This is a genomic window from Pseudomonas sp. MPR-R2A5 (assembly GCF_058793055.1).
Genome location: NZ_JBXAFK010000059.1, coordinates 20,030 through 42,725 on the forward strand (window position 1 = coordinate 20,030; position 22,696 = coordinate 42,725).

Annotated in this window: 26 protein-coding genes; 20 read left to right on the forward strand and 6 right to left on the reverse strand. The window is 63.5% G+C overall.

Annotated elements, in window-relative coordinates:
* Nucleotides 1-10 precede the first annotated feature (10 nt).
* Genes AC1Q6I_RS30190 through AC1Q6I_RS30225 form a run of 8 tightly spaced genes read left to right on the forward strand, consistent with a single transcriptional unit; the run spans nt 11 to nt 7,802 of the window.
* A complete protein-coding gene (locus AC1Q6I_RS30190) occupies nt 11-1,810 on the forward strand; it encodes a DUF2341 domain-containing protein (RefSeq protein ID WP_102625579.1) in 1,800 nt (599 codons plus the stop codon).
* An 11-nt stretch (nt 1,811-1,821) separates the two neighbouring features.
* Nucleotides 1,822-2,247 carry an ExbD/TolR family protein gene (locus tag AC1Q6I_RS30195; RefSeq protein WP_102625578.1) on the forward strand — a complete coding sequence of 142 codons (426 nt, stop codon included), beginning with the start codon at nt 1,822-1,824 and terminating at the stop codon, nt 2,245-2,247.
* Between the two features lie 3 nt (nt 2,248-2,250).
* A complete protein-coding gene (locus AC1Q6I_RS30200; RefSeq protein WP_102625577.1) occupies nt 2,251-2,955 on the forward strand; it encodes an energy transducer TonB family protein in 705 nt (234 codons plus the stop codon).
* A gap of 43 nt (nt 2,956-2,998) precedes the next feature.
* Nucleotides 2,999-4,699 (forward strand): putative porin, encoded by a 1,701-nt coding sequence (locus tag AC1Q6I_RS30205; protein WP_069075759.1) that lies wholly within the window; start codon nt 2,999-3,001, stop codon nt 4,697-4,699.
* A gap of 18 nt (nt 4,700-4,717) precedes the next feature.
* The gene (locus tag AC1Q6I_RS30210; RefSeq protein WP_024074824.1) at nt 4,718-5,344 is read left to right on the forward strand and encodes a hypothetical protein; all 627 of its coding nucleotides are present in this window, start codon (nt 4,718-4,720) and stop codon (nt 5,342-5,344) included.
* 20 nt (nt 5,345-5,364) lie between these two features.
* Entirely contained in the window at nt 5,365-5,835 is a 471-nt protein-coding gene (locus tag AC1Q6I_RS30215; RefSeq protein ID WP_102625576.1) for a YbjN domain-containing protein, read from the forward strand.
* A complete protein-coding gene (locus tag AC1Q6I_RS30220; protein WP_102625575.1) occupies nt 5,832-6,773 on the forward strand; it encodes a peptidylprolyl isomerase in 942 nt (313 codons plus the stop codon). The genes AC1Q6I_RS30215 and AC1Q6I_RS30220 overlap by 4 nt, the downstream gene beginning before the upstream one ends.
* A 51-nt stretch (nt 6,774-6,824) precedes the next feature.
* On the forward strand, nt 6,825-7,802 hold the full coding sequence (locus tag AC1Q6I_RS30225; protein ID WP_102625574.1) for a LysR family transcriptional regulator: 978 nt from the start codon (nt 6,825-6,827) through the stop codon (nt 7,800-7,802).
* On the opposite strand, the gene AC1Q6I_RS30230 is transcribed toward AC1Q6I_RS30225, so the two are convergent.
* On the reverse strand, nt 7,799-8,665 hold the full coding sequence (locus tag AC1Q6I_RS30230) for a LysR family transcriptional regulator (protein ID WP_024074828.1): 867 nt from the start codon (nt 8,663-8,665) through the stop codon (nt 7,799-7,801). The two genes, AC1Q6I_RS30225 and AC1Q6I_RS30230, sit on opposite strands and share 4 nt — an antisense overlap.
* Nucleotides 8,666-8,758: 93 nt before the next feature.
* Between AC1Q6I_RS30230 and AC1Q6I_RS30235 the strand changes: the two genes are divergently transcribed.
* The 4 genes from AC1Q6I_RS30235 to AC1Q6I_RS30250 are packed head-to-tail and all read left to right on the forward strand — an operon-like array spanning nt 8,759 to nt 11,456.
* Nucleotides 8,759-9,322, forward strand: a complete 564-nt coding sequence (locus AC1Q6I_RS30235; RefSeq protein ID WP_069075764.1) for a DUF4865 family protein — start codon at nt 8,759-8,761, stop codon at nt 9,320-9,322.
* Nucleotides 9,323-9,369: 47 nt separating this feature from the next.
* On the forward strand, nt 9,370-9,960 hold the full coding sequence (locus AC1Q6I_RS30240) for a histidine phosphatase family protein (RefSeq protein ID WP_069075765.1): 591 nt from the start codon (nt 9,370-9,372) through the stop codon (nt 9,958-9,960).
* A gap of 9 nt (nt 9,961-9,969) precedes the next feature.
* Nucleotides 9,970-10,725 (forward strand): precorrin-6A synthase (deacetylating), encoded by a 756-nt coding sequence (gene cobF, locus AC1Q6I_RS30245; protein WP_024074831.1) that lies wholly within the window; start codon nt 9,970-9,972, stop codon nt 10,723-10,725.
* Nucleotides 10,726-10,736: 11 nt separating this feature from the next.
* Nucleotides 10,737-11,456 carry an alpha/beta hydrolase gene (locus AC1Q6I_RS30250; protein WP_102625573.1) on the forward strand — a complete coding sequence of 240 codons (720 nt, stop codon included), beginning with the start codon at nt 10,737-10,739 and terminating at the stop codon, nt 11,454-11,456.
* A gap of 256 nt (nt 11,457-11,712) precedes the next feature.
* Here AC1Q6I_RS30250 and AC1Q6I_RS30255 read toward each other — a convergent pair whose 3' ends face one another.
* Both AC1Q6I_RS30255 and AC1Q6I_RS30260 read right to left on the reverse strand, forming a co-directional pair.
* A complete protein-coding gene (locus AC1Q6I_RS30255; RefSeq protein ID WP_024074833.1) occupies nt 11,713-12,267 on the reverse strand; it encodes a DcrB/PsbP domain-containing protein in 555 nt (184 codons plus the stop codon).
* A 75-nt stretch (nt 12,268-12,342) separates the two neighbouring features.
* On the reverse strand, nt 12,343-14,151 hold the full coding sequence (locus AC1Q6I_RS30260) for a monovalent cation:proton antiporter-2 (CPA2) family protein (RefSeq protein ID WP_102625157.1): 1,809 nt from the start codon (nt 14,149-14,151) through the stop codon (nt 12,343-12,345).
* A 460-nt stretch (nt 14,152-14,611) separates the two neighbouring features.
* Between AC1Q6I_RS30260 and AC1Q6I_RS30265 the strand changes: the two genes are divergently transcribed.
* Both AC1Q6I_RS30265 and AC1Q6I_RS30270 read left to right on the forward strand, forming a co-directional pair.
* Nucleotides 14,612-16,165: a DUF726 domain-containing protein gene (locus tag AC1Q6I_RS30265; RefSeq protein ID WP_102625155.1), complete on the forward strand. Its 1,554-nt coding sequence runs from the start codon at nt 14,612-14,614 to the stop codon at nt 16,163-16,165.
* A 41-nt stretch (nt 16,166-16,206) separates the two neighbouring features.
* Complete coding sequence (locus AC1Q6I_RS30270) at nt 16,207-17,526, forward strand: Nramp family divalent metal transporter (RefSeq protein WP_102625154.1); 1,320 nt, start codon at nt 16,207-16,209, stop codon at nt 17,524-17,526.
* Nucleotides 17,527-17,549: 23 nt separating this feature from the next.
* Here AC1Q6I_RS30270 and AC1Q6I_RS30275 read toward each other — a convergent pair whose 3' ends face one another.
* On the reverse strand, nt 17,550-18,500 hold the full coding sequence (locus AC1Q6I_RS30275; protein WP_102625160.1) for a LysR family transcriptional regulator: 951 nt from the start codon (nt 18,498-18,500) through the stop codon (nt 17,550-17,552).
* A gap of 118 nt (nt 18,501-18,618) precedes the next feature.
* Between AC1Q6I_RS30275 and AC1Q6I_RS30280 the strand changes: the two genes are divergently transcribed.
* From AC1Q6I_RS30280 to AC1Q6I_RS30290, 3 genes are all read left to right on the forward strand, one after another.
* Entirely contained in the window at nt 18,619-19,107 is a 489-nt protein-coding gene (locus tag AC1Q6I_RS30280; protein WP_024074838.1) for a DMT family transporter, read from the forward strand.
* Between the two features lie 4 nt (nt 19,108-19,111).
* Nucleotides 19,112-19,564 carry a DMT family transporter gene (locus AC1Q6I_RS30285; RefSeq protein WP_024074839.1) on the forward strand — a complete coding sequence of 151 codons (453 nt, stop codon included), beginning with the start codon at nt 19,112-19,114 and terminating at the stop codon, nt 19,562-19,564.
* Nucleotides 19,565-19,652: 88 nt separating this feature from the next.
* The gene (locus AC1Q6I_RS30290; protein ID WP_081329179.1) at nt 19,653-19,823 is read left to right on the forward strand and encodes a metallothionein; all 171 of its coding nucleotides are present in this window, start codon (nt 19,653-19,655) and stop codon (nt 19,821-19,823) included.
* Nucleotides 19,824-19,884: 61 nt separating this feature from the next.
* Here the strand turns inward: AC1Q6I_RS30290 and AC1Q6I_RS30295 are convergent, their stop codons facing one another.
* Nucleotides 19,885-20,157 (reverse strand): hypothetical protein, encoded by a 273-nt coding sequence (locus AC1Q6I_RS30295; RefSeq protein ID WP_024074840.1) that lies wholly within the window; start codon nt 20,155-20,157, stop codon nt 19,885-19,887.
* Nucleotides 20,158-20,173: 16 nt separating this feature from the next.
* The gene (locus AC1Q6I_RS30300; protein ID WP_024074841.1) at nt 20,174-20,416 is read right to left on the reverse strand and encodes a DUF6555 family protein; all 243 of its coding nucleotides are present in this window, start codon (nt 20,414-20,416) and stop codon (nt 20,174-20,176) included.
* A 116-nt stretch (nt 20,417-20,532) separates the two neighbouring features.
* Between AC1Q6I_RS30300 and AC1Q6I_RS30305 the strand changes: the two genes are divergently transcribed.
* The 3 genes from AC1Q6I_RS30305 (at nt 20,533) to AC1Q6I_RS30315 (ending at nt 22,550) form a co-directional block, all read left to right on the forward strand.
* Nucleotides 20,533-21,297 carry an AraC family transcriptional regulator gene (locus tag AC1Q6I_RS30305; protein WP_102625159.1) on the forward strand — a complete coding sequence of 255 codons (765 nt, stop codon included), beginning with the start codon at nt 20,533-20,535 and terminating at the stop codon, nt 21,295-21,297.
* Between the two features lie 89 nt (nt 21,298-21,386).
* Nucleotides 21,387-21,560, forward strand: coding sequence for a DUF1427 family protein (locus AC1Q6I_RS30310; RefSeq protein ID WP_024074843.1), 174 nt, complete (start codon nt 21,387-21,389; stop codon nt 21,558-21,560).
* A 30-nt stretch (nt 21,561-21,590) separates the two neighbouring features.
* Nucleotides 21,591-22,550, forward strand: coding sequence for a quinone oxidoreductase family protein (locus AC1Q6I_RS30315; RefSeq protein ID WP_102625153.1), 960 nt, complete (start codon nt 21,591-21,593; stop codon nt 22,548-22,550).
* Nucleotides 22,551-22,696 lie beyond the last annotated feature (146 nt).

Here is a 22,696-nt window from a genome sequence, read left to right on the forward strand (position 1 = left end):
GACTCTTCCCATGCAACGCCTAATCCTGAGCCTGTTGATCTGCCTGGGCTTCGCGCTCCCGGCCACTGCCCATGCCTGGTGGCAAGACGACTGGCATTACCGCAAACAGATCAGCGTGGACACCACCGCCCAAGGCGCGGCGATCAACCAGGCCCTGGGCCGTACCGCGCTGTTGGTGCGCCTGCACACCGGCAACTTCACCTTTGACGGGGTCAAGGATGACGGCAGCGACCTGCGCTTTGTCAGTGCCGATGACAAGACGGTATTCAACCACCAGATTGAAAGCTTCGACCCGCTGATGGGCATGGCGCTGATCTGGGTCGATGTGCCCAAGGTCGAGGGCGGCCAACGCCAGGACCTGTGGATGTACTACGGCAACCAGAAGGCCCCGGCCACGGCGAACGGCCAGTTGACCTTCGACCCGAACTACACCGCGATCTACCACTTTGACGGGGCCAATGCGACGCCGCCACGTGACACCACGGCCTATGCCAACACCGCGCTGAACGCCACCGGCACCAGCATCGACGGTGTGATCGGCCGCGCCTTGCAGTTCGGCGGCCAGGCGCTGCTGTTGCCGGCCAGCCCATCGCTGCAACACGCCGCGGGTGGCGCCTTCACCTTCAGCGCCTGGCTGCGCCTGGACCAGGCCAGCGGCGAGCAAATCGTCGTGGCCCGCCGTGAGGGGCCCCACAGCCTGTTGCTGGGCGTGAACCAGGGCATGCCGTTTGTCGAGATCGACGGCCAGCGCGCGGCGTCGACCCAGCCGCTCAACCCTGGCCAATGGCAGCACCTGGCGTTCACCGCCGAGGGTGAAAAAGTCGCGCTGTATGTCAATGGCCGCGAAACCGCGAGCCTGGCAGTGGCCATGCCCGCGCTGAATTCACAATGGGCGATTGGCGCCGACCTGCCCGAAGCCGGTAGCACGCACCTGCCGTTCGCCGGGGCCATCGATGAGTTGCGCCTCTCCAAGGTGGCCCGCCCGGCTGCGCTGTTGCTGGCCGACGCGAGCGCCCAGGGCGCCGAGTCGAAACTGGTGGCCTACGGGGTGGATGAAGAGCAGTCGGGCTTCGGTTTCGGCAGCCTGGGCTTTTTGCTCAAAGCCGTGCCGGCGGACGCCTGGGTGATCATCCTGGTGCTGGTGGCGATGATGTTCCAGTCGTGGTTCATCATGATCCGCAAGAACCGCATGGTCAGCCGCGTGAGCAGTGCCAACGAGGTATTTCGCGAACAGTTCGCGCAGATCGGCACGCGCCTGGAAATGTTCTATGACGACGCCGTGCTCGCCGAACGCCTGACGCATTCCTCGCTGTGGCGCCTGTACCGTGTGGCGATCAAGGAGATCCGCACCCGTCGCGCCCAGGGCGCCGACACGTCGTCGGTGTCGGCGGCGACCATCGAAGCCATCCGCTGCTCCATGGACGGCGTGCGCACCCGTGAAAACCAGGCGCTCAGTTCCAAACTCTCGACCTTGTCCAACGCCATCGCCGGCGGCCCGTATATCGGCCTGCTCGGTACGGTGCTGGGGATCATGGTGGTGTTCCTCGGTACGGCCATGGCCGGTGACGTGAATATCAACGCCATCGCCCCAGGCATGGCGGCCGCCTTGCTGGCCACGGCCATGGGGCTGTTCGTCGCGATTCCCGCACTGTTTGGCTACAACCGCCTGATCACGCGCAACAAGGAAGTCAGCGCTGACATGCGTGTGTTTGTCGACGAGTTCATCACCCGCCTGGCGGAGATGCACGGCGAGAGCCAGTTCAGTGAAGCGGGGCACCGTGCTCCGCACCACGCGCCGGTTTCGGCCTGAGGAGAATCGCCATGGCTTCCGTAAATGCCTCCCTCGACGATGATGACGACGCGGCTGTCGACAGCATCAACATCACGCCCTTGGTGGACGTGCTGATGGTGGTGCTGGTGATGTTTATCCTCACCGCCACCGCCCAGGTCTCGGGCATCCAGATTCACTTGCCCAAGGCCAGCGCCTCGGTGTCGTTGTCCGAGGCCAAGACCAAGGCCATCTCGGTGAACGATGGCGGCCAAGTGTTCCTCGATGCCTACCCGGTCACCCTCGGCGAGCTGGAAGAACGCCTGCGCATCGAGAAAGCGCTGAACCCGGACTTCCCGGTGATCGTGCGCGGCGACGCCATGGTGCAGTACCAGAAGGTGATCGAGGTGCTCGATTTGCTGCGGCGGCTGGAGCTGTCCCAGGTCGGGCTGGTCACCGGCAAGCCGAGCCAGGGCTGAGCCATGACTGCACAGATCCCGATGCCGCCGTTGCCGGTAAAGAACAAGCCGCCGCTGCGCCCGCTGAAGTGGGGCGCCGGCCTGCTGCTGGGCGCCGTGGCGGCCTGGTTCCTCTGGCAATGGGCCAATGACATTAGTGGCGTACGCCGCGAAGCGCCGAAGGTGCCGACGATTATCCCGTTGCCGCCACCGCCGCCACCGCCGCCGGAAAAACCCAAGGAACCCGAGCCCAAGGTCGAGGAAAAAGTCCCTGAGCCGGTGCCCACCCCTGAACCCGAGGAGGTCAAGCCGGCAGAAGAAGCACCGCCTTCGCCGGCCGATGATCTGGCCAACCCGATGCAGATCGACGGCGACGCGCAATCGGGCAATGACGCTTTCAACATCGGCGCGGGCAAGGGCGGCGGCATGGCGGGCAGTGGCGGCGGTGGCCTCGGTGCCGGTACCTACAAGCAGTACCTGGCCGGCGTGTTTCAGCGCCTGCTGAGGGAAGACCCGGAGTTACGCAAGAAGGCCTACGCGGTACAGGCGGACGTGTGGTTGAGCGCCGAGGGCCAGGTCACGCGGGTTGAACTGGCCAAGTCCAGCGGCGACGCCGAGACCGACGCCCAGGTGCTGGCGGCCTTGCGCACGCCCCATGCCACGCAACGTGTTCCTGCGTCAGTGACCCTGCCGGTACGCCTGTCCCTCAAGGGTCGGCGTCCGGATTGAACAAACCTACTTATTCGCAGTTTTTTACAGGAGTTGCGTACACATGATTTCCCCCGTGAATCGACTGACCCTGGCGGTCGGCATGGTCATCGCGACCCTGGTCGGCCAGGCGGCTGCAGCCCCGGTCGCGCCTTCGGAAAACGTCACGATCAACCTGATCCGCCTGCTGGTGCAACAAGGCGTACTGACCCAGGACACCGCCAATGGGCTGATTGCCCAGGCGGAAAAAGAAGCCCAACAGGCACGCCAGGCCAATGCCGCCCCGGTGGTCGCCAGCGGCCCGGCGGCGGCGCCTGGGGATGTGCGCGTGCAGTACGTGCCGCAGGCGGTGCGCGACCAGATCCGCGACCAGGTCAAAGCCGAGGTGATGGCCACCGCCAAGCAGGAAAACTGGGCCCAGCCCAATACCTTCCCGGATTGGGTCTCGCGCATCAGCTTCGATGGCGATATCCGCCTGCGTGACGAGTCGCGCTACTTCTCAGGCAACAACAGCCCGGAAATCACCGACTTCGCCAAGCTCAATGACACCGGCCCGTATGACGTCAACAAGAACTCGAACACCAAGTTCCCGCCGTTGATCAACACCACCCAGGACCGCGAGAACCTGTTCCGCCTGCGCGCGCGCCTGGGCATGAAAGCGGTGATCTCGCCGGAGTGGACCGCGGGTATTCGCCTGGGTACCGGCTCTGACAATAACCCGGTGTCCACCACCCAGACCCTGGGCGGTGGCTTTGGCAAGAAGGACATCTGGCTCGACCAGGGTTACCTGAGCTGGAAAGCCAACGATGCCATGACCCTGACCGCGGGACGTATCGCCAACCCGTTCTACTCCACCGACATGATGTACTCCACCGACCTCAATTTCGACGGCGTGGCCGCGATCTTCAATCACACGCTCAGCAACGAATGGGGCCTGTTCGGCACCCTGGGTGCGTTCCCGGTCGAATACACCTCGGATGCGGCCACTGCCAACGGCATCGACAAGCAAGACAGTGAGACCAAGTGGCTGTTCGGTGGGCAGATCGGCGCGGACTGGAAGATCAACCGCAGCAACCGCCTCAAGCTGGCCGCGGCGTACTACCAGTTCCAGGATATCGAGGGTGAACGCTCCAGCCCTTGCTCGACGTGGAAGGGCGCACCCGGTTGCGACACTGACGGCACCCGCGTGGCCTTTATGCAAAAAGGCAACAGCGTGTTCAACCTGCGCAACAACACCACCAACCCGGCCACCCCAACCACCACCCCGGACCCACAATACGTGGGCCTGGCATCCAAGTTCGATGTGCTGGACCTCAACCTGGTCTGGGACAGCGAACTGCCGAGCGACTTCAAGCTGCGCACCCAGGGTAACTTCATCCACAACCTGGCCTACGACAAGGGCGAAATGCTCAAGCGCAGCGAAGGCGAGATCGTCAACAACATCAACAGCAATGGCCAGTTTGAAAGTGGCGGCAATGCCTTGATGGTCTCCTTCACCCTCGGCAGCGCGCTGGAGATGCGCAAGCGCGGCGACTGGAACGTATTGGCTGGCTACAAGTACATCCAGCCGGACGCCTTGCCCGACGGTTTCAACGACTCCTCGTTTCACCTGGGCGGCACCAACGCCAAGGGGTATTTCATTGGCGGCAACTACGGTATCGACAAGAACATCTACGCCAGTGCGCGTTGGTTGAGCGCATCCGAAGTGTATGGCGCGCCGTTTGAAGTCGATGTGATGCAACTGGAACTCAACACGCGCTTTTGATGCGCAGGGAGATGCCACATGAACACGCGAATATGCGCGCTGCTGTTGGCGCTGGTCGCCACCGGGGCCTCGGCCGAAGGCATGGAAGAGCGCCTGCGCACGCAACTGCGCAGCACCACCCAGCAGTTGCAGGCGCTGCAAAGCGAACAGGCCCAGGCCAGCGCTGCACGCCTGGCCGCTGAAAACCAGGCCAAGCAAGCCCAGGCGCAGATCAAGCAACTGACCGCCGAGCTGGAAAAAGCCCGTGGTACGGCTGAGCAACTGGCCGGCCAGCAACAGAGCCTGCACAGCCAGGCGCAGGCCCAGGTGGCGGCGAGCAACGAGCAGATCGGCAAGTTCAAGAAGGCCTATGAAGAACTGCTGGCCCTCGCCAAGGGCAAAGAGGCCGAGCGCGCGCGGCTGCAAGCACAATTGAGTGAACGTGACACACAAGTGCAGCAATGTTCAGCCAAGAATCAACAAATGTACGGCGTGGCCCAGCAGTTGCTCGCGGCCTACGAAAAAATCGACGTGGCCGAGGTGATGAGTATTCGCCAGCCCTTCGCCAGTGGTGCGCGGGTCAAGTTCGAGGAACTGGCCCAGGGCTTTGGCGACGATTTGTACAAGACCCGTTATGACGCGCCCCAGGCAGCTGCCACTCACTGATAGACAAGGAAGAGATCCCCATGAGCGAATTGATCACCGGCGTGACCGTCCAGAGTTTGACCGAGCTGTTGCAAGAGGCCGGCTACCGGGTCAACCAGAGCGAACAGAACGGCATCGTGCAACTGCTCAGCGCCAGCCAGGGCATCGGCTATGCCGTGCGCTTTGGCAACCCGTCGGCAGAGCCGGGCAGCTATGTGGACTTCACCTACAGCTGCGCGCTGCGGGTACAGGGCGCATTGCCCGAGGGCCTGGCCCAGGTGTGGAATGCCTCGCGCCGCTTTGCGCGGTTGTCGTTGCAGGGCGAGTTCCTGCTGATGGAAATGGACGTGGTGGTGGCCGGCGTTGGCGCCACGCACCTGCGCAGCCAGCTGGAGCTGTGGGACCGCCTGTTGCAGGAATTTATCGTCTACCTGCGTGAATACAGCCAACAGGCTGCGCAGTTGCAGGCCCAGGCGGCTGAACCCGTGGCTGAAGAGGCGCCGATCCTGTGAAAAAGCCAACCTTGCTTGTCGGCGCCGGTGCGCTGACGTTGCTGGTGGTGGCGGTGGGGCTGAGCCTGCGCCCGGGCAGCGACCCGGTCGCGGCGCAGCAGCCGGCGCCCGCCGTCAGCCCCGAACAGGGCGGGCCAGCCGTGGCACGCCTGGGCAACCAGCACATTGACCTGACTGAACTGAAAAGCGTGCTGGCGAGCCTGCCGGCCGAAACCCGCGAGCAACTGCGCGGCAACCGCGGCGCCCTGGAGACCTGGCTGCGTTCGCGCCTGGCGCAGAAGGCCGTGCTCGAACAGGCCGACGCCCAGGGCTGGCGCCAGCGCCCGGAGGTGGAGCAACAGACCCGCGCCGCCACCGAGCAGATCGTGTTCCGCGACTACATGCTCTCGGTCAGCCAGGTGCCGGCCGACTACCCCAGCGCCGCCGAGTTGCAACAAGCCTACGACAGCGGCAAGGCGCAGTGGGTGACGCCGCCGATGTATCGGGTCAGCCAGATTTTCCTGGCGGTGGATGGCCCGCAAAGCGTCGACGCGGTGCGGCGCCAGGCCCAGGAACTGAGCCGCAAGGCCCAGGCGGCGCCGGCGGATTTTGCCGCCCTGGCCACGCAATTTTCCCAGGACCCCGGCACTGCGCAACAGGGCGGCGATTCGGGCTTGCAGCCGTTGCAGCAACTGGTCCCGCAGGTGCGCGAGGTGGTCTCGCGGCTCAAGGTCGGCGCGGTGTCGGACGCGGTGCAGAGCGCGGCGGGTTTTCATGTGCTCAAGCTCACCGCGCAGCAACCGGCGCGCACCGCCACCCTCGACGAACTGCGCGAGCGCCTGACCCAGGCCCTGCGTGCCCAACGTCAGGAGCAGATTGCCAAGGCGTACCTCGAAGGCATGCTCAACACCGCCACCTTGAGCATCGACGGAGCACAGCTGAACACCGTGCTGGAGTGATACGCGTCGACCGCATTGGATGCACAAGACCCACAAGACAGGGAGTCTCCCATGGCATTTCTAGAACCGTCCGGCCTCCAGGGGCCTGCACCCTATCGCGAGCCGAACCCGGTGCGCGGCGCCTGGCTGGCATTAGCCAGCGAGATCGAGCCGGAGGTGGTGCGCTACTTCCTGGTCAGTGCGCGTTGCGGCTGTTTCATGCAGGCCGCGCGCAGCCTGAATATCAAGGCGACCCTGCTGCGCAAACGCCTGGCGCAGCTGGAGGAACAGCTGCACCATTCGCTGTTCAGCTACCAGGGCAATGGCCTGGTCCTCAGTCGCGACGGCCAGCAACTGCAAGCGCAATTGGTCGCCCTGGCCCATGAGCGGCGCCTGCCGGTGCTGGAGCAGCCGTTGATCCGCCTGGCGGTGGCCGAACCGATCCTGCACGACATCCTTGGCCGCGACCTGATCGCCTTGCTGCGCCGTAACGCCAGCGTGCGCCTGGAGATCATCTCCCTGGACAGCCAACTGTCACTGCAAGCGGTGGACGTGGATGTGGTGCTGTGGCTCTCCGACGCGGATGGCCCCGCGCCGGGCCCGAGTTTCCCCACCGAGCCACCGAAGCGCCTGGCGCGCTTGCACTACTTGCCGCATATCGCCAAGCGCTACTCGCGACTGACGACGCGCCCCGACAGTGTCGACGACCTCGCCGACTACATGCTGGTGCAGTGGCGACCCGACATACAGGTCGACGCCTTGCAGCCCTGGAACCGCGTGGTGGAACAACGCCTGGCGGCAGTGGTGCAGGTGCAGGCCTATTCGCTGATGCTGGAGATGATTCGCTGCGGCGCGTGCATCGGCTTGTTGCCGCATTACATGAGCAGCTTCGACCGTGGGCTGGTGGCCTTGCCGGGCTTGCTCGCCGAGAGCATGCAGCGCCAGGTGTGGCTGGCGGTGAACGCACAGGTGCAGCACGCCGAGGCCGTGCAGATGATTGTCGAGTTGATCGTCAGTACGTTCGACGGGCGGCGCGAGTGGTTTGATTAACGCTGCAACACCCCACGAAACGTCGCGCTCAGGGCCCGCAATGTTTCACGGGAGCGTGTGTCACTGATGCGGCTGTAGAGCACCACTTCACTCACGGGCAAGGTGGGCAAACCGTATTGCCCACTCACCTCCACGGCGCCGGCCGGTGCCACGCGGTGGGCGAGGGCGGCCACGCCCAACCCGGCGCTGACCGCTGCCCCCACCGCCATCACGCCGCCGCCGACAAACACTTCGGCCCAGTCGATGCGCGCGGCATCCAGTGCCTGTGTCGCCAACTGGCGAACGCCGCAGGGCGCGGCCATGGTCGCCATGCGCAACGGCGTGCCTGGGCTGTGTTGCCAGCCGGGCGCGGCAAACCAGCCAAAACGTTCCACCGCCAAGACTTCGCCGTCCTGGCGATCGCCTTCGTTGCGCACGATCACGGCGTCCAGTTCGTTGCGGTCGAACGCGCCGACCAGGTCGCGGGAGGAGGCGATGCGCACTTCCAGGATCACCAGCGGGTCGTAGGCGGCGAGACGGCTTAGCCAGGTGGGCAAGTCCGGCCCCGCCACGTGGTCGCTGATGCCGATCACCAGGCGCCGGGAGGCGTGACTGCCGAGGTCGGCCAGGGCGCGTTCATGGGCATTGAGCAGGGCGCGGGCCGCGACGATAAAGCGTTCGCCCTGGGGCGACAGCCGCACATGGCGGGGGGTGCGCTCCAGCAGGCGATAACCCAGGCGCTCTTCAAGGCGCTTGAGCTTGAGGCTGATGGCGGCCTGGGAGGTGTCGAGGGCTTCGGCGGCGCGGGTGAAACTGGCGAAATCGGCGACCAGCACAAACGCCTGCACGGTGTCGATATCCAGGGGTTTGGGCGCATCGGTCATATCGAATCCTTATCGCACTTATATTGGGTGATATCTTGTTGAAATCATCGCCGCTGCGCAAGCTGGACCCTCAATTTGCACGGGAGCTTTTCCATGTTTGCCAAACAGTATTCACATCGCTTGCCTGCCGACTACGACATGGGCGTGATTCGCCAGCGCGCGACGCAATTGGGGCCGTTATGGGACGGCACCGAGGGTTTGATTTTCAAGGCCTTCATTGCTCAGGAGCACGGGCAGGGAGCGGGCGTGGGCAACCTGTATGCCTCGGTGTACCTGTGGTCGGACCCGTTGCAGGCCGCCGATTTTCTGCTGGGCGAACGCTTTCAAAAAGTGCTCGACAGCTTTGGTCGACCGCACATTGAAAGCTGGCTGCCGCTGGACGTGCAGCGCGGGCCGGCGCAGGGCGCCTTGAGCCTGTATCGAGAGGAGTGGGCGCTGGAACCGGGCGCAGACCGGGCCGCGAGGCTGGCCGAGGAGAAAGTGCGCAACCGGCAGGTGGCGGACCGCCGCGATACGTTCGCGGTGCTCCTGGCCCTGGATGTGCAGGCCTGGCGCCTGGTGCGCATCACCGTATCGGCCCAGCCGGTGGCGGCGGAGCGTCCGGGCACGGGCTACCAGGTGCTCTATCTGGCGCAAGGCGTTGCGTCACAGGGCTAAGTGCGCCAGTCTTGGTGGCTTGATCTTTCCTGTCGCAGCGACTTGCAATGCATGCCACCCGTTTGACATTGATTTGCCATGCCCTCACCCCGCTGCAAAAGCGCGGGCGCTTCCCCGATGACGAATCGCTGGCGCTGAATGGGCCAGGTGCAACGCTGTCCCTGGCCGGTGGCTTCAAGAAAGGCCGGCGCCTGCTGTGTGGGCCTGAGGCCCGGACCCGCGAGACCGCGCGTCTGTTCGGCACCGACGCGGTGATCGAGCCGGCGCTGCGCGATGGCGATTTCGGCCAGTGGAAAGGCCAGGACATCGGTCAACTGGACAGCGATGCCTTGACGACCTGGCTCACCGACAGTGCCAGCGCTCCCCATGGCGGCGAGTCGGTGGACCAGATCTGCACGCGGGTGGCGCTGTGGATGGAATCCCTGGAAAGCCAGCCTGGCCATGTGTTGGCCGTCACCCATCCGTTTGTTATCCGCGCGGCGATGCTGTACGTCATGCGCTATCCCATCGCGCTGTTCCACCGCATTGATGTCGAGCCGTTGTCCGCCACCGAGCTGCGCTTCAACGGTGTCTGGCGCCTGCGCCTGGAAACTCACGCCTGGCCCCCCGAACATGGCAAAATCGCCGCCCCGCAATGAGAGCAACCCATGAAACGCATCCTGATCATCGGCATTGGCGCCGGCAACCCTGACTACATCACGATGCAGGCCGTGAAAGCACTGAATCGCACGGATGTGTTTTTCCTGATGGACAAGGGCCAGAGCAAAGACAAGCTGATCGACCTGCGCCGCGAGATCTGCGAGACCTATATCACCGAGCCTGGCTATCGCTTCGTCGAGGCCGATTGCCCCGAGCGGGTGCGCGGTGACATCGACTACACCACCGCCGTGCAGGACCTCAATCGCGACAAGCAGCAGACGTTCGAGCGCATGATCAACGAGCACCTGGCGGACGGTGAGGTGGGGGCTTTCCTGGCGTGGGGCGACCCAGCGTTGTACGACAGCACCATTCGTATCTTGCAGGCGATCCTGGCCAGCGGCCGCTGTGCCTTTGAGTTCGAGGTGATCCCCGGCATCACCAGCGTGCAGGCCCTGGCCGCGCAACACAAAGTCCCGCTGAACCGCATCGGCAAGTCCATCGAGATCACCACCGGGCGCCGCTTGGCGGCGGGGCAGGCGAGTGATGCCGATACCCTGGTGGTGATGCTCGACGCGGAAGATTCCTACCGTACGGTGGCCGACCAGGACCTGGATATCTACTGGGGCGCCTACCTGGGCACGCCGGATGAAATCCTGATCAGTGGCAAAGTCAGTGACGTGGCTGAACAGATCGAACGGGTGCGCAAGGCCGCGCGCCTGGACAACGGCTGGATCATGGACACTTATTTATTGCGCAAACCCTGAGGTCATTTCCCATGCTCAAACTGTTTGCCCTGGCGCTGACCCTGGTGGCCGGCGCCGCCCAGGCCGATGCTACCCTGCACACCGACTTGCCGTTGTCCTACCTGGAACAGACCCAGGGCGATGCGCGTAACCAGCCGTTGGTGATTTTCCTGCACGGGTTCGGCAGCAACGAGGAAGACTTGTTTGGCATCAAGGATGCGCTGCCGTCGACCTGGACCTACCTGTCAGCCCGCGCGCCCATGCCCGTGGACCCCCACGGGTTTCGCTGGTTTACCAAGACGCCGGGTGAGGGCGATTACGATGGGGTGACTGAGGATCTGCAGAGCAGCGCCAGGCTGATCAAGGACTTTGTCGCCAAGGCCACCGCCAAGTACCACACCCAGCCTGACCGGGTGTTCCTGGTGGGGTTCAGCCAGGGCGCGATCATGTCTTACGAAGTGGCATTGCGTGATCCGGAGCTGGTGCGCGGCATCGCAGCGCTCAGTGGCAGCTTGCTGCCGGTGCTCAAGGCTGAGCTCAAGCCGGATGAGCGCTTGAACAAACTGGCGATCTTTATTGGCCACGGCACCCTGGACCAGGCACTGCCGTATGAGTCGGCAACGCGGGCGAATGAGGTATTGGAGAAGATCGGGCTGAAGCCGGAGTTCCATACGTATCCGGGCATGAACCACACCGTCAGCGCAGCGGAAATCCAGGACCTGAAAGCCTGGTTGGAAAAAAGCTTGAAGTAAACGCGGTCAAAAGGGTGGGAGGGAAGGCCCCTTAATGTGGCGAGCAGGCTTGTTGTGGCAAGCCCTAATGCCGTTCAGTTAAGCGTACATCGCCTTCTGTAGGAGCGAGCTTGCTCGCGAAAAACGTCAACGATCACGCGTGTTTCCTGAATCAACGCGGCGCCTGTGAGTTCTTCGCGAGCAAGCTCGCTCCTACAAAAAAGCCTTAACTGAACGGCATTAGGGCAAGCCCGCTCGCCACAACAGCCCGCTCGGCTTACTTACCGCCGGTAATCTGCTTCACCAACTCCGCATGCCCCTTCACATCATCCGCCCGCGAAATGGCCTGGATCACCAGCAGGTGGTTGCCCGAACCACCGAGGAAGGTGGAGTTCAAGGTCTTGCCGCCGCCCTGGGTGGCGGTGCTGTCCACCTGGCGCAGACCCAGGCCCTTGAAGGTCAGTTTCTTTTCGTTTTGCTTCTTGAAATCGGGCAGGGCCGCGCTTTGGTCCTTGACGAAACCGGCGACCGCGCCGTCGAGGAACTGCGGGTCGTTATCCTGGATGGTCACCCCATCGTTACGCACGGTTTCGGCGACGATCACCACACTTTTCGTGGTCTGGTTCGCGTACATCGTGCCTTGGGTATCGGCGGTGCCATCCTCGGCCTTGCCGGCCGGCAAGGTATCGGCCGCATAGGCCTTGGGCAGGCTGAAGGTGAACTTGCCGCCCAAGGTGGAGATGGTCTGCGTGGCCGGCTTGGCCGCGGCGAAGGCGCTGCCGGCGCTGAGCGCAAGGGCCAGCAGGACGGCGGTCTTGGTGAAAGTGGCCATGGGGAAGCGCTCCAGTGGTGAACGAAATTGCGCGGTATTCTGTCAGAAATTTCGCAAGATCGTTCGTCCACTGCCTTACACCTTGTCGGACTCTTCCTCAAGTCGGTCCATTTCAAACAGTCGCGCCAGTTCCGCACGGGCTTCCTGGGCGGTTTGCATCACCTTGGCCGCGTCGTCATACACCGCGTGCTGGGCGGCGAGGACTTGCAGGTCGTGGTTCTTGAAGCGGTTGATGCGCGCATCGGCCTGGGCCTGGCTCAAACCGAGGCCCACCAAGGTGCGGCGGCTCATTTCCAGGCTGGAATAGAAGGTCTCGCGCACCGGTGATGCGTCCAGGTCCACCAGGCGGTGAACGTGCTGGCGGTTACGGGCGCGGGCGATGATTTTCATGTGCGGGAAGAGGCTGCGCACCAGTTCGGCGGTCTTGATATTGATCTCCGGGTCGTCCATGGCGATCACGAAGAACTCGGCCTGGTCGACCTTGGCCGCGTGCAGGATTTCCGGGCGCTGCGGGTCGCCGTAAAACACCGGCATACCGCCGAAACTGCGGGTCAGCTCGATGGTTTCCACCGAGGTGTCGAGGGCGATGAACGAGATGTTCTGCGCGCGCAGGATCCGCGCGACGATCTGGCCCATGCGGCCCATCCCGGCGATCACCACGCGCGGTGCATCGCTTTCGATGGCGCGGTACTCCTCGGGCACTTCCACCGGTTTGACCCTGGGCTTGAACAGCTTCGGGCACACCAGCAACAGCAGCGGCGTAACGGCCATGGACAGGGTGATGGTCAACACCAGGATGTCGTACAGGTGCGGTTCGAACAGGCCCTGGTCGCGGCCGATCTTGAACACCACAAAGGCAAATTCACCGCCGGCCGCCAGCACCACGCCCAGGCGCAGGGCACTTTCGCGATTGAGGTCGCCCACCAGGCGGCCCACGGCATACAGCAGCGGCAGCTTGAGACCGATCAGCAACAGGGTCAGGCCGATCACCACCAGTGGCGAGCTGAGCAGCAGGCTGAGGTTGGCGCCCATGCCTACGCTGATAAAAAACAGACCCAGCAGCAGGCCCTTGAACGGTTCGATCTGGGACTCCAGCTCATGGCGGTATTCCGAGTCCGCCAGCAGCAGGCCGGCGAGGAACGCGCCGAGGGCCATGGACACGCCGACCAGCTCCATCAGCCACGCCGTGCCGATCACCACCAGCAGGGCCGTGGCGGTGGACACTTCGCGCAGGCCGGTCTTGGCGACAATGCGAAACACCGGGCGCAACAGGTAGCGCCCGCCGATGATCACCACGGCGATGCTGCCGAGGATCTGCAACACGTGCTGCACGCCTTGCGCTTCGTTGGTCGGGTGGTCGCCGCCGGCAAGCAGCGGCACCATGGCGATCAGCGGGATCGCGGCGATGTCCTGGAACAGCAGGATGGCAAAGGCCAGGCGCCCGTGGGGCTGGTTCAGCTCCTTGCGCTCGGCCAGGCTTTGCAGGCCGAAGGCGGTGGAGGACAACGCCAGGCCCAGCCCCAGCACGATTGCGCTGTTCCACGCCTGGCCAAACAGCCACAGCGCCACCGCGCCCATCACCAAGCCAGTGAGCAGCACCTGGGCCAGGCCGACACCGAACACCGCCTTGCGCATTACCCAGAGACGCTTTGGCGACAACTCCAGCCCGATGATGAACAGCAGCAACACCACGCCCAGTTCAGAGAACTGCGCAACGCTTTGCGGGTTGCCGATCAGCCCAAGCACTGACGGGCCGATGATGACGCCGGCGAACAGATACCCGAGCACCGCGCCCAATTGCAGGCGCTTGGCCAGGGGCACGGTCAGCACGGCGGCGAGCAGGAACACCACGGCTGCTTGTAACAGGTTGCCTTCATGGGGCATTGCGAACTCCAAAATCTTTAAAACCAATCGACAGGCGGCTATTAGAGCGCTTTTTACCGCTTCAAAATTGTGTTTTTGAGAGGTGTTTGCTTGAAGGTGGGGGAAGCATTTGAAGAAACCGCCGAAGGTCGGTCCTGAATACGCTGCCTGGCTGCATCCGTGCGATGTACGCGAACCGGGACATTATCCCGTGGTTTCCCGACGTTCAGCGCAAGATCGCTCCTTTCGCTGACGGCGCGTCTTGCCGTGCGCCGGGGTGGGCCTGCGGTATAACCCCACCGCCAGGCCAGCCCGGAAATAAAGCCGAAGGCGGCCACGTAGCGGAACCGCACGGCGGGGCGTGCAATGAAAAATGCCAGGGGCAAGGCGGCGTGCCGCTGCCGCGTCGGTCAGGATTCACCTTCCAGCGGCCCGCCCTTTGTTACTATCGCTCTCCCTTGTCACCAGGAGTCACCGGCCCATGCAACACCAGTGGGATGAAATGCACCGCACCCGCAAGCCCACGTTCGTTCTGTGTGGCGAGCCCCAGGGGGATGTGCTCAATCTCTACGTTCACGGTTATTCGGCATTCTTCAACCGGCAACAACTGGGCAACTTCAAGGAACAGCTGGCGGCAATCGAAGGTTCGACCAACCTGATGCTGTTCTGGCCAGCGGGGCATTTCCTGGAAAATGTGTTTGCGCCCTTCAAGGACGTGATTACCTCGATGCTCGGCGGGGGTGGCCTGGGAGCGGCAACGGTGGGAGTGGGCAAGGCGATCGCGTATTTTCTCGATCACTACAAAAGCGTCGAGGCGCGCGTCGATGAAGTGGCCAAGACCTTATTGCCGGAGCTGGCCAGCTACCTGCACGGCGAATCGCTGGACGTGCGGCGCATCAACCTGATCGGCCATTCCCTCGGCGCACGGATCCTGGTCAAGAGCGTGCTGGCCAACCCCGACACCGCCCGCGAACTGCCGTTGGACAATTTGCTGTTGATGGGCGGCGCGATCTGTACGTCGAGCCCGTGGGATGAAATAGCGGCGCCGCTCAAGGGGCGGGTGATCAACTGCCACTCCAGCAAGGACTGGGCCCTGGCGCTGAAACCCGACACCGAGCGCTGCATCGGTCGATATGCGATTCCCGTCACGCCGGCGCTCAAGGCCAAGGTGACGAATGTGCACCTGGCCAGCTTCGATCATGCCGCGTATTGGCCGCAGTTGCGTACGGTGGTGCAGTACACCGACCTGTTGCAGGAGCGGCGCGGCATGATCCGCGCCGACCAGCGCAGTGCGCAGGTGCGCTTTGCCGAGGAAGACGTGGACCTGTTTCCGGCGTTGGTACAGGCACGCGCGGAAGAGCTGAAATTCCTCGCCGAGTTGATGGCGCAAAAACGCAGCGCCTCGATTGACGCCAGTGTGCGCGAGCCGCTGAAGCTGGCGATCGAGCTACAGCGCATGGGCGGTGACAGCTTCATGAACCTGGCCCGTGGCCATGGCGTGAGTTATCGCCAGATTGCCGAGGACGTGGCGCAGCGGTTGGGGATCACGTTCGATGATCCAGTGGACACCGTTACATTGGCCGACATTGAAGCTCAGGTCGCGGAAAAACTGATCGAGCAGTACAAGCACAAACTCAGCAACGCCGACCGGCAAGTATTCGACGCCGAACTCCAGGCCGCCGCGCAAAAGGAACAGGGGCTGTTCAATCGTTTCGATGTCGGCCGTTCGGCCGCCACGGCCCTCAGCGGCACCGCCTTGGCGGGGCTGACCGGGTTTATCCTGCGCCGGGGGGCGGCCTCGGCGATTCCGGTAGTGGGCCAGGCGCTGGCGGCGGCGATGCTGGTGGTAAGCGGTGTGCGTGCGTTCTCCGGCCCGGCGTACTCCATTACCACCTTGGCGGTGCTGGTGATCGGCGTGATTCGCCAACGCATGGAGCGCGAGGCGCTGAATCAGGAGATGGACCTGGTGGTGCAGGTGGTCGAGGCATTCGATTTGCCTCGGGAGACGGTAATGCGCACGGTCGCGTCCGACTGATAAGCTGCGCCTCTGTCTTGTGTGTTTGCCTGGGATACCGCGTGAAATTCAGTCTGCCGAAAGTCGCTACCGCCCCGTTCTGCCCGCCGGAAGTTGCCGGCTCTATCATCGTTGACCCCAAGGCCTCGTTTTTCAAACGGGTGCTGATGTTCGCCGGCCCCGGCTTGCTGATCTCCATCGGCTACATGGACCCAGGCAACTGGGCCACGGCCATCGAGGCCGGTTCACGCTACGGCTACAACCTGCTGTTTGTGGTGCTGCTGGCCAGCCTGGCAGGCATGGCGGTGCAGTGCTTGTGCTCGCGCCTGGGTATCGCCACCGGCAAGGACCTGGCGCAACTGTGCCGCGAGCGCTACAGCCCACGCTCTGCGCGCACCCAGTGGGCGCTGGCGGAAATCTCCATCATTGCCACCGACCTCGCCGAAGTACTCGGCTGCGCCCTGGCGTTCCACCTGCTGCTCGGCGTATCCCTGACCACCGGCATTGTCATTACCGCATTCGACACACTGCTGATCCTGGCCCTGCAAAACCGTGGGTTCCGCCGCCTGGAAGCGATCATGCTGGCGCTGGTGGCGACCATCGGCGTGTGCTTCTTTATCGAGCTGGTGCTGATCAAACCCTATTGGCCGGACGTGCTCAGCGGCTTCACCCCGTCACTGTCGGTCATCAGCGATGCCGCACCGCTGTACCTGGCTATTGGGATCCTCGGCGCCACGGTGATGCCCCATAACCTTTACCTGCATACCTCGATCGTGCAAACCCGCCTGATCGGCAAGGACCTCGCCAGCAAACAGGACGCGGTCAAACTGGCACGCATCGATACCATCGGCTCCCTGGCCCTGGCGTTGCTGGTCAACGCCGCGATCCTGATACTCGCCGCCGCTGCCTTCTACAAGACCGGTCATACCGATGTGGTGGAAATCCAGGACGCCTACCACCTGCTTGACCCGCTGGTGGGCGGCGCCTTTGCCAGCATCCTCTTTGGTGTCGCCTTGCTGGCGTCCGGGCAGAGTTCGACCTTTACCGGCACCATCGCCGGCCAGGTGATCATGGAGGGTTACCTCAACCTGCGTATTCCGTGCTGGCAACGCCGCCTGATCACCCGTGGGCTGGCGCTGATCCCGGCGTTCCTTGGCGTGTGGCTGATGGGCGATGACGCGATTGGCAAGCTGCTGATCCTCAGCCAGGTGGTGCTCAGCCTGCAATTGCCGTTTGCGCTGTACCCGCTGATCCGCATGACCGGCGACCCGCAATTGATGGGGCCGTTCGTCAATCGGCTGCCGACGCGGTGGCTGGCGTGGTTTCTGTTTGCGGTGATCAGCGGGGCGAATGCGTGGTTGCTTGGGCAGTGGTTGTTTTGAATCAACAGGGTAGCTCGGGCGGTCTACACAACCGGTACCTCCCCTCGATCCCAGTACGGCACGGCCCCAAAACACTCCACGAAGTAATCGATCACCGTCCGCACCTTCAGCGACAAACGCCGGCTCCCGGGCCACAACGCCGCAATCTGCTGGGGCTCCAGGGTGGTTGCCACTTCGTACTCTGTCAGTACCGCCTGTAAGGTTCCGGCCCGCAGGCTTTCGCCGATCAGCCAGGAAGGAAACACCACCAGCCCCAGGCCCTGTTCGGCGGCGTGGGTCAGGGTGTCGGCGTGGTTGCCGGTGATCGGGCCCTTGACGCTGTAGGGCGTCCAGTCGCCCTGGTCACGGCGGAAGAACCAGCGCTGCTGGCCGGTGATGCCTTTATAGGCCAGGCACTGGTGATTGAGCAGTTCGTCCGGGTGCCTGGGCGTGCCGTGCCGGGCCAGGTAGGCGGGGCTGGCGGCGATGCGAAAGCGCTGGGGGGCGAAGATGCGCGCCTGCATGCTGGAGTCGTTGAGCACGCCGATGCGGAACAGCAAGTCGGTGCCATCTTGCAGCGGGTCAACGTAGGTGTCGGTTTGCTGGATATCCAGTTGCAGCTTCGGGTAGCGCCGGCATAACGCCCCCAGCCACGGTGACAGGTGGCGCTGGCCGAACACCATCGGCGCGTTGATCCGCACCAGCCCGCTGGGTTCGCTGTCCTGTTCCTGCAGGGCCTGGCTGGCGACTTCCAACTGCTCGAGCATCACGCGTGCATGCCGTCCAAGCAGACGCCCGGCCTCGGTGGGGGTCACTGCGCGGGTGTGGCGGTAGAGCAACTGCTGGCCGAGGGCCTGTTCCATCAATTGGATCTGCCGCGAAATGGAGGAGGGCGCCAGGCTTTCGCGACGCGCCACTTCAGAAAAGCTGCCATGGTCCAGCACCGCGACGAACAGGCGCAGCGCCTTGAAACTCAATTCATTCAAACCCTGCATCGTGCCCCCGTGTTGTGCGTAATGCGCAAAGGTGTTGTCTGTATTCTCCCATTTATCGCACAGCACGGCCACCGGATAATGCGCGCCATCCAATCTTTTGTTAAAGCGCAGGTGATGTATGCAGGCCAGTTCTATCGAGGGTGTGGCGCGGGCCACCACGAAAAAAAATGCGCTCAGGTTGCTGTTGTTGCCACTGGTGATCCTGGCGGGCATGGGCTTGTCCGTGGAAGCCGGTTTGCTCGGGCCGTTGGGTGTGCAGGTGGGCCACTTGTGGGCGACCTTGAGCATCTTCGGCGTCGGCTCGGCCATCCTGTATTTGCTGCTGTTGTTCAGCGGCCCGCAAAAGGGCCCGGCGTTGACCGACTTGCCGCGCTGGCAGTTGATTGGCGGCTTCCTGGGGCCGATGTATGTGGTGGTGTTGACCCTGGCCACGCCGCATATCGGTATCGCGATGACGATGATCGCGATTCTGTCGGGCCAGGTCGGCAAGAGCGTGCTGATTGACCATTTCGGTTGGTTCGGCACCGCGCGCAAGCGGGTCAATGGCGAGCGTTGGATCGCCTTGGCGTTGATTGTGGCGGCACTTGTTTTGATTGCACGAGGGTAAGGCAATGAACCTGATTCTGTTATTGGTGCTGGTGATTGCCGCGGGTGCGGTGTTGAGTGTGCAGGCGGCGATCAATGGTCGCCTGGGCCAGGCGGTGGGGGTATTGCGCAGCAGCCTGCTGACCTTTGCGGTGGGCGCATTGACCACTGCGCTGTTGATTTTCTTCTTCGAGCCGGCCCAGGCCTTGAGCCTGCTGGACGTACCGAAATGGCAACTGACCGGCGCGCTGTTCGGCGTGGTGTACATGATGGTCATGGTCGGCGCGGTACCGGTGGTCGGCACGGCGGTCGCCACTGTCGCGGTGATCGTCGGGCAGTTGGGCATGGGTATGTTGATCGATAACTTCGGCTGGCTGGGCAACCCGGCGATCGAATTGTCGGGCAGCCGCATCGTGGCCATGGCCTGCCTGGCCCTGGCGCTGGTGTTCATGTACCGCAGCAATACCCGCACCGATTGATGGTTGGAACCATCCGCGCCGGCCCGCAGTCACTGCTTAAGGTGCTGGCGCTCGCCGCACCGGACGACCATGAAGAAGGAGTCTGACCATGCCAGATGCAACCTGTGCCTGCCCACACTGCAAGTGCGTGTTGGGGGCTGATGCAGTAATGAAAGACGGTAAGGGTTATTGCTGCCAGGGCTGTGCCGAGCACCATGCCCATGGCGAACCCTGTGCAGCGCCGACGGGGTGTGAGTGCGCCAAGTCGGCCAAAGGCTGAGCGCAGTTATGACGGTGGGAGGGGGCCTGCTTCCTCCCACGCTTCAGCGGTTCGATTTGGGCTATTGGGTTTCCAGTTCCAGGCGCAGGCTGTGATCGGCCAGGCGGTGGCTGTCTTTCACCACGGCGCTGGTGCGCCGCCCCTCCAATGCAAACACTACGGTTTGCGCGGCATGTAGATCATCGGGCAGTGGCTGGAACACCTTCAACACCAGCCATCCGGCCCTTTGCTGCACACTCACTTGGCATTCGACATGCTTGGCCAGTGGCCCGAACAGCGTGTCCTGGGTGTAGTCAATCCGGGCCTTGCCGTTGACTTGCCGGGTTGAATCCATGGGTATCGCTCCTTGATCAAGCCTGGGCGCGCGCATCCGAGCGGCGCCATTGTACGTTTTCAATGCCGAATTTCTCGGCCTGCTCCTGGCTGGTTTTCTTCACTTGCTCACGGGCAAAGCGACCGATGCGCCCCACGCCGGCGTCACAGCTCGCCCAATGCCAGGCTTGAGCGGCATCGAGCTGTTCCAGGCGAATGATGAATGACTTGGGTTCGCCATGCAGGGTGTAGTCGATTACAAACAGTTTTGCGTTATTCATGGGCCCATCAAACTTTCAGGTGTAAGCAAGTGATCCTCGTGGGCCGCAAAAATTCACTCGGATTGTCGAGCGGTGGTCATTACCATGGCGGCTCACCCTTGAACGATGTGTTTCCCATGGCCCAGGCCGCGCCCCCCGACCTCAGTGACCACGCCGTCCCCGTACTGCCCCTGGCGCGCACCTACCCGCGCGGTTTGTACGTGGAGCCCCATAGCCACGACTGGGGCCAGTTGCTCTACGCCATGAGCGGCGTGATGTGGGTCGAGATACCCCAGGAGGCGCTGGTGGTGCCGCCCCAGCGGGCGGTGTGGTTGCCACCGGGGGTGGAGCACGGCATCCGCGTGGTCTCGGATTTGCAGATGCGCAATATCTACTTGCGTCCAGCCTTGGCGACGACGCTGGACAGCCAGGTGCAGGTCATCGAAGTCGGTGGGTTGCTGCGCGAGTTGATCGTCACGCTGGTGGAGCAGGGGGACACTGGCGATGCAGGCTATTACGACGCGGTGGTCGGCCTGGCCTTGCTGGAGCTGCAACGTGCGCGCCGCTCGCCCATTCGCATCGCCATGCCGGTGGGCGTCGACCGGCGGCTGATCAATGCCTGCCAGGCGGTCATGGCGGCGCCGTCCCTGGAGATTCCCTTCGAGCAACACGCCGAAGCGGCCGGCGCCAGTGTGCGGACGCTGGCGCGACTGTTCCAGAACCACCTGGGCATGGGCTTCGCCGAATGGCGTCGCCAGGTGCAACTGGCCACGGCGGTGGCTGAGTTGATCCAGGGCCAGTCGGTGAGTGCTATCGCGCGCTCCCTGGGCTATTCGCCGAGCAGTTTCAGCGACATGTTCCGCCGCGAGCTCGGTGTGGCACCGTCGCAGTACAACGGCTGAGGGTTGGCCGAAATCCTGAAGCACTTGGCCGATGCTTCAGCGATGGGCTCTCTACACTGGGCCCATCTACCCATCAGGCACTCACCACCATGAACTATCTGATTTCCCTGGCTATCGGCCTGTTCGTCGGCTTGATCTACGGCGCCCTGGACTTTCGTTCGCCCGCACCGCCGGCCATCGCGCTGGTGGGCCTGATGGGCATGCTGCTCGGTGAGCAGCTCTGGCCCATGGGCCGGCAGTTGGTCGCCGGTTGGTTGTCCTGATCCCTTTCTTCCCCTCGATGGATATTGGCCATGAATGCACTGCAATTTTCCGCCACCGGCGACCTCGCTGCCCTGCGCTTCGTCGAGGTTGCCACCCCGGTGCCCGCCGCCGATGAGGTGCTGGTCCAGATCAAGGCCGCGGGCCTTAACCCCAGCGACGTGAAGAACGTACTCGGGCGTTTCCCCTACACCACAGTGCCGCGCATACCTGGGCGCGACTTTGCCGGCGTGGTCGTGCAAGGTCCGCAGGCACTGGTGGGCCAGGAAGTCTGGGGTACCGGCCGCGACCTGGGCTTTTTCGCTGACGGCTCCCACGCCCAGTACCTCACCGTGTCGGCCAAAGGTGTCGCGCATAAACCTGCGCACCTGAGTTTTTCCCAGGCCGCCAGCCTGGGAGTGCCGTACACCACGGCCTGGGATGCGCTGGAGCGCAGTGGCGTGGGCAAAGGCACGCGGTTGCTGGTGATCGGCGCCAATGGTGCTGTGGGCAGTGCGGCATTGGCCTTGGCGAACATCCGCGGCGCCCACGTGTTGGCGGCGGTGCGTAAGGCTGACCAGGTCGAGGTGTTGCAGGGGCAAGGGTTCGACGCCATTGCGTTGGGCAAGCCCGAAGAACTGGGCGCGCAGGTTCATGCGGTGTTCAAGGGCGGCGCCGATGTGATCTTCGACACCACCGGTTTCTGGCTGCCAGCCGCCGTGGCCGGCCTGGCTCCGTTTGGCCGCATCGCGATCATTGCCGCACCGGTGGACGGCCACGTACAACTGCCGGCCCTGGCCCTGTACCGCAAGGGTGGCTCGGTGGTGGGCATCAATTCATTGCTCTACAACTGCGAGCAATGCGCGGTGATGCTGGAGCAGTTCGGACGCTTTTTCGATGAAGGGCAACTGCCATTGCCGACTGGCCTGCGCGAAGTGGCGCTGGCCGATGGCGTGCAGTGCTATGAGGACGTGAATCTAGGCAGCGCCGACAAAATCATCTTGCTGCCCTGACACGATCGGGGCAGTTAAGGCCTTTCTGTAGGAGCGAGGGGGACGCCTAGTTCTTGCTCGCGAAAAACCTCAACGATAACGCGCGCTTCCTGAATGAACGCGGCGCCTGTGAGTTTTTCGCGAGCAAGAACTAGGCGTCCCCCTCG

What these genes read in the sequence shown, in the direction of transcription:
- AC1Q6I_RS30280 (WP_024074838.1), top strand. Translation starts at nt 18,619, where the DNA reads ATGCAGGCCAGTTCTATCGAGGGTGTGGCGCGGGCCACCACGAAAAAA.
- AC1Q6I_RS30275 (WP_102625160.1), bottom strand. Translation starts at nt 18,500, where the DNA reads ATGCAGGGTTTGAATGAATTGAGTTTCAAGGCGCTGCGCCTGTTCGTC.
- AC1Q6I_RS30305 (WP_102625159.1), top strand. Translation starts at nt 20,533, where the DNA reads ATGGCCCAGGCCGCGCCCCCCGACCTCAGTGACCACGCCGTCCCCGTA.
- AC1Q6I_RS30285 (WP_024074839.1), top strand. Translation starts at nt 19,112, where the DNA reads ATGAACCTGATTCTGTTATTGGTGCTGGTGATTGCCGCGGGTGCGGTG.
- AC1Q6I_RS30295 (WP_024074840.1), bottom strand. Translation starts at nt 20,157, where the DNA reads ATGGATTCAACCCGGCAAGTCAACGGCAAGGCCCGGATTGACTACACC.
- AC1Q6I_RS30230 (WP_024074828.1), bottom strand. Translation starts at nt 8,665, where the DNA reads ATGACCGATGCGCCCAAACCCCTGGATATCGACACCGTGCAGGCGTTT.
- AC1Q6I_RS30260 (WP_102625157.1), bottom strand. Translation starts at nt 14,151, where the DNA reads ATGCCCCATGAAGGCAACCTGTTACAAGCAGCCGTGGTGTTCCTGCTC.
- AC1Q6I_RS30210 (WP_024074824.1), top strand. Translation starts at nt 4,718, where the DNA reads ATGAACACGCGAATATGCGCGCTGCTGTTGGCGCTGGTCGCCACCGGG.
- AC1Q6I_RS30300 (WP_024074841.1), bottom strand. Translation starts at nt 20,416, where the DNA reads ATGAATAACGCAAAACTGTTTGTAATCGACTACACCCTGCATGGCGAA.
- AC1Q6I_RS30225 (WP_102625574.1), top strand. Translation starts at nt 6,825, where the DNA reads ATGGCATTTCTAGAACCGTCCGGCCTCCAGGGGCCTGCACCCTATCGC.
- cobF (WP_024074831.1), top strand. Translation starts at nt 9,970, where the DNA reads ATGAAACGCATCCTGATCATCGGCATTGGCGCCGGCAACCCTGACTAC.
- AC1Q6I_RS30315 (WP_102625153.1), top strand. Translation starts at nt 21,591, where the DNA reads ATGAATGCACTGCAATTTTCCGCCACCGGCGACCTCGCTGCCCTGCGC.
- AC1Q6I_RS30290 (WP_081329179.1), top strand. Translation starts at nt 19,653, where the DNA reads ATGCCAGATGCAACCTGTGCCTGCCCACACTGCAAGTGCGTGTTGGGG.
- AC1Q6I_RS30265 (WP_102625155.1), top strand. Translation starts at nt 14,612, where the DNA reads ATGCAACACCAGTGGGATGAAATGCACCGCACCCGCAAGCCCACGTTC.
- AC1Q6I_RS30250 (WP_102625573.1), top strand. Translation starts at nt 10,737, where the DNA reads ATGCTCAAACTGTTTGCCCTGGCGCTGACCCTGGTGGCCGGCGCCGCC.
- AC1Q6I_RS30240 (WP_069075765.1), top strand. Translation starts at nt 9,370, where the DNA reads ATGCATGCCACCCGTTTGACATTGATTTGCCATGCCCTCACCCCGCTG.
- AC1Q6I_RS30200 (WP_102625577.1), top strand. Translation starts at nt 2,251, where the DNA reads ATGACTGCACAGATCCCGATGCCGCCGTTGCCGGTAAAGAACAAGCCG.
- AC1Q6I_RS30235 (WP_069075764.1), top strand. Translation starts at nt 8,759, where the DNA reads ATGTTTGCCAAACAGTATTCACATCGCTTGCCTGCCGACTACGACATG.
- AC1Q6I_RS30205 (WP_069075759.1), top strand. Translation starts at nt 2,999, where the DNA reads ATGATTTCCCCCGTGAATCGACTGACCCTGGCGGTCGGCATGGTCATC.
- AC1Q6I_RS30310 (WP_024074843.1), top strand. Translation starts at nt 21,387, where the DNA reads ATGAACTATCTGATTTCCCTGGCTATCGGCCTGTTCGTCGGCTTGATC.
- AC1Q6I_RS30195 (WP_102625578.1), top strand. Translation starts at nt 1,822, where the DNA reads ATGGCTTCCGTAAATGCCTCCCTCGACGATGATGACGACGCGGCTGTC.
- AC1Q6I_RS30255 (WP_024074833.1), bottom strand. Translation starts at nt 12,267, where the DNA reads ATGGCCACTTTCACCAAGACCGCCGTCCTGCTGGCCCTTGCGCTCAGC.
- AC1Q6I_RS30190 (WP_102625579.1), top strand. Translation starts at nt 11, where the DNA reads ATGCAACGCCTAATCCTGAGCCTGTTGATCTGCCTGGGCTTCGCGCTC.
- AC1Q6I_RS30215 (WP_102625576.1), top strand. Translation starts at nt 5,365, where the DNA reads ATGAGCGAATTGATCACCGGCGTGACCGTCCAGAGTTTGACCGAGCTG.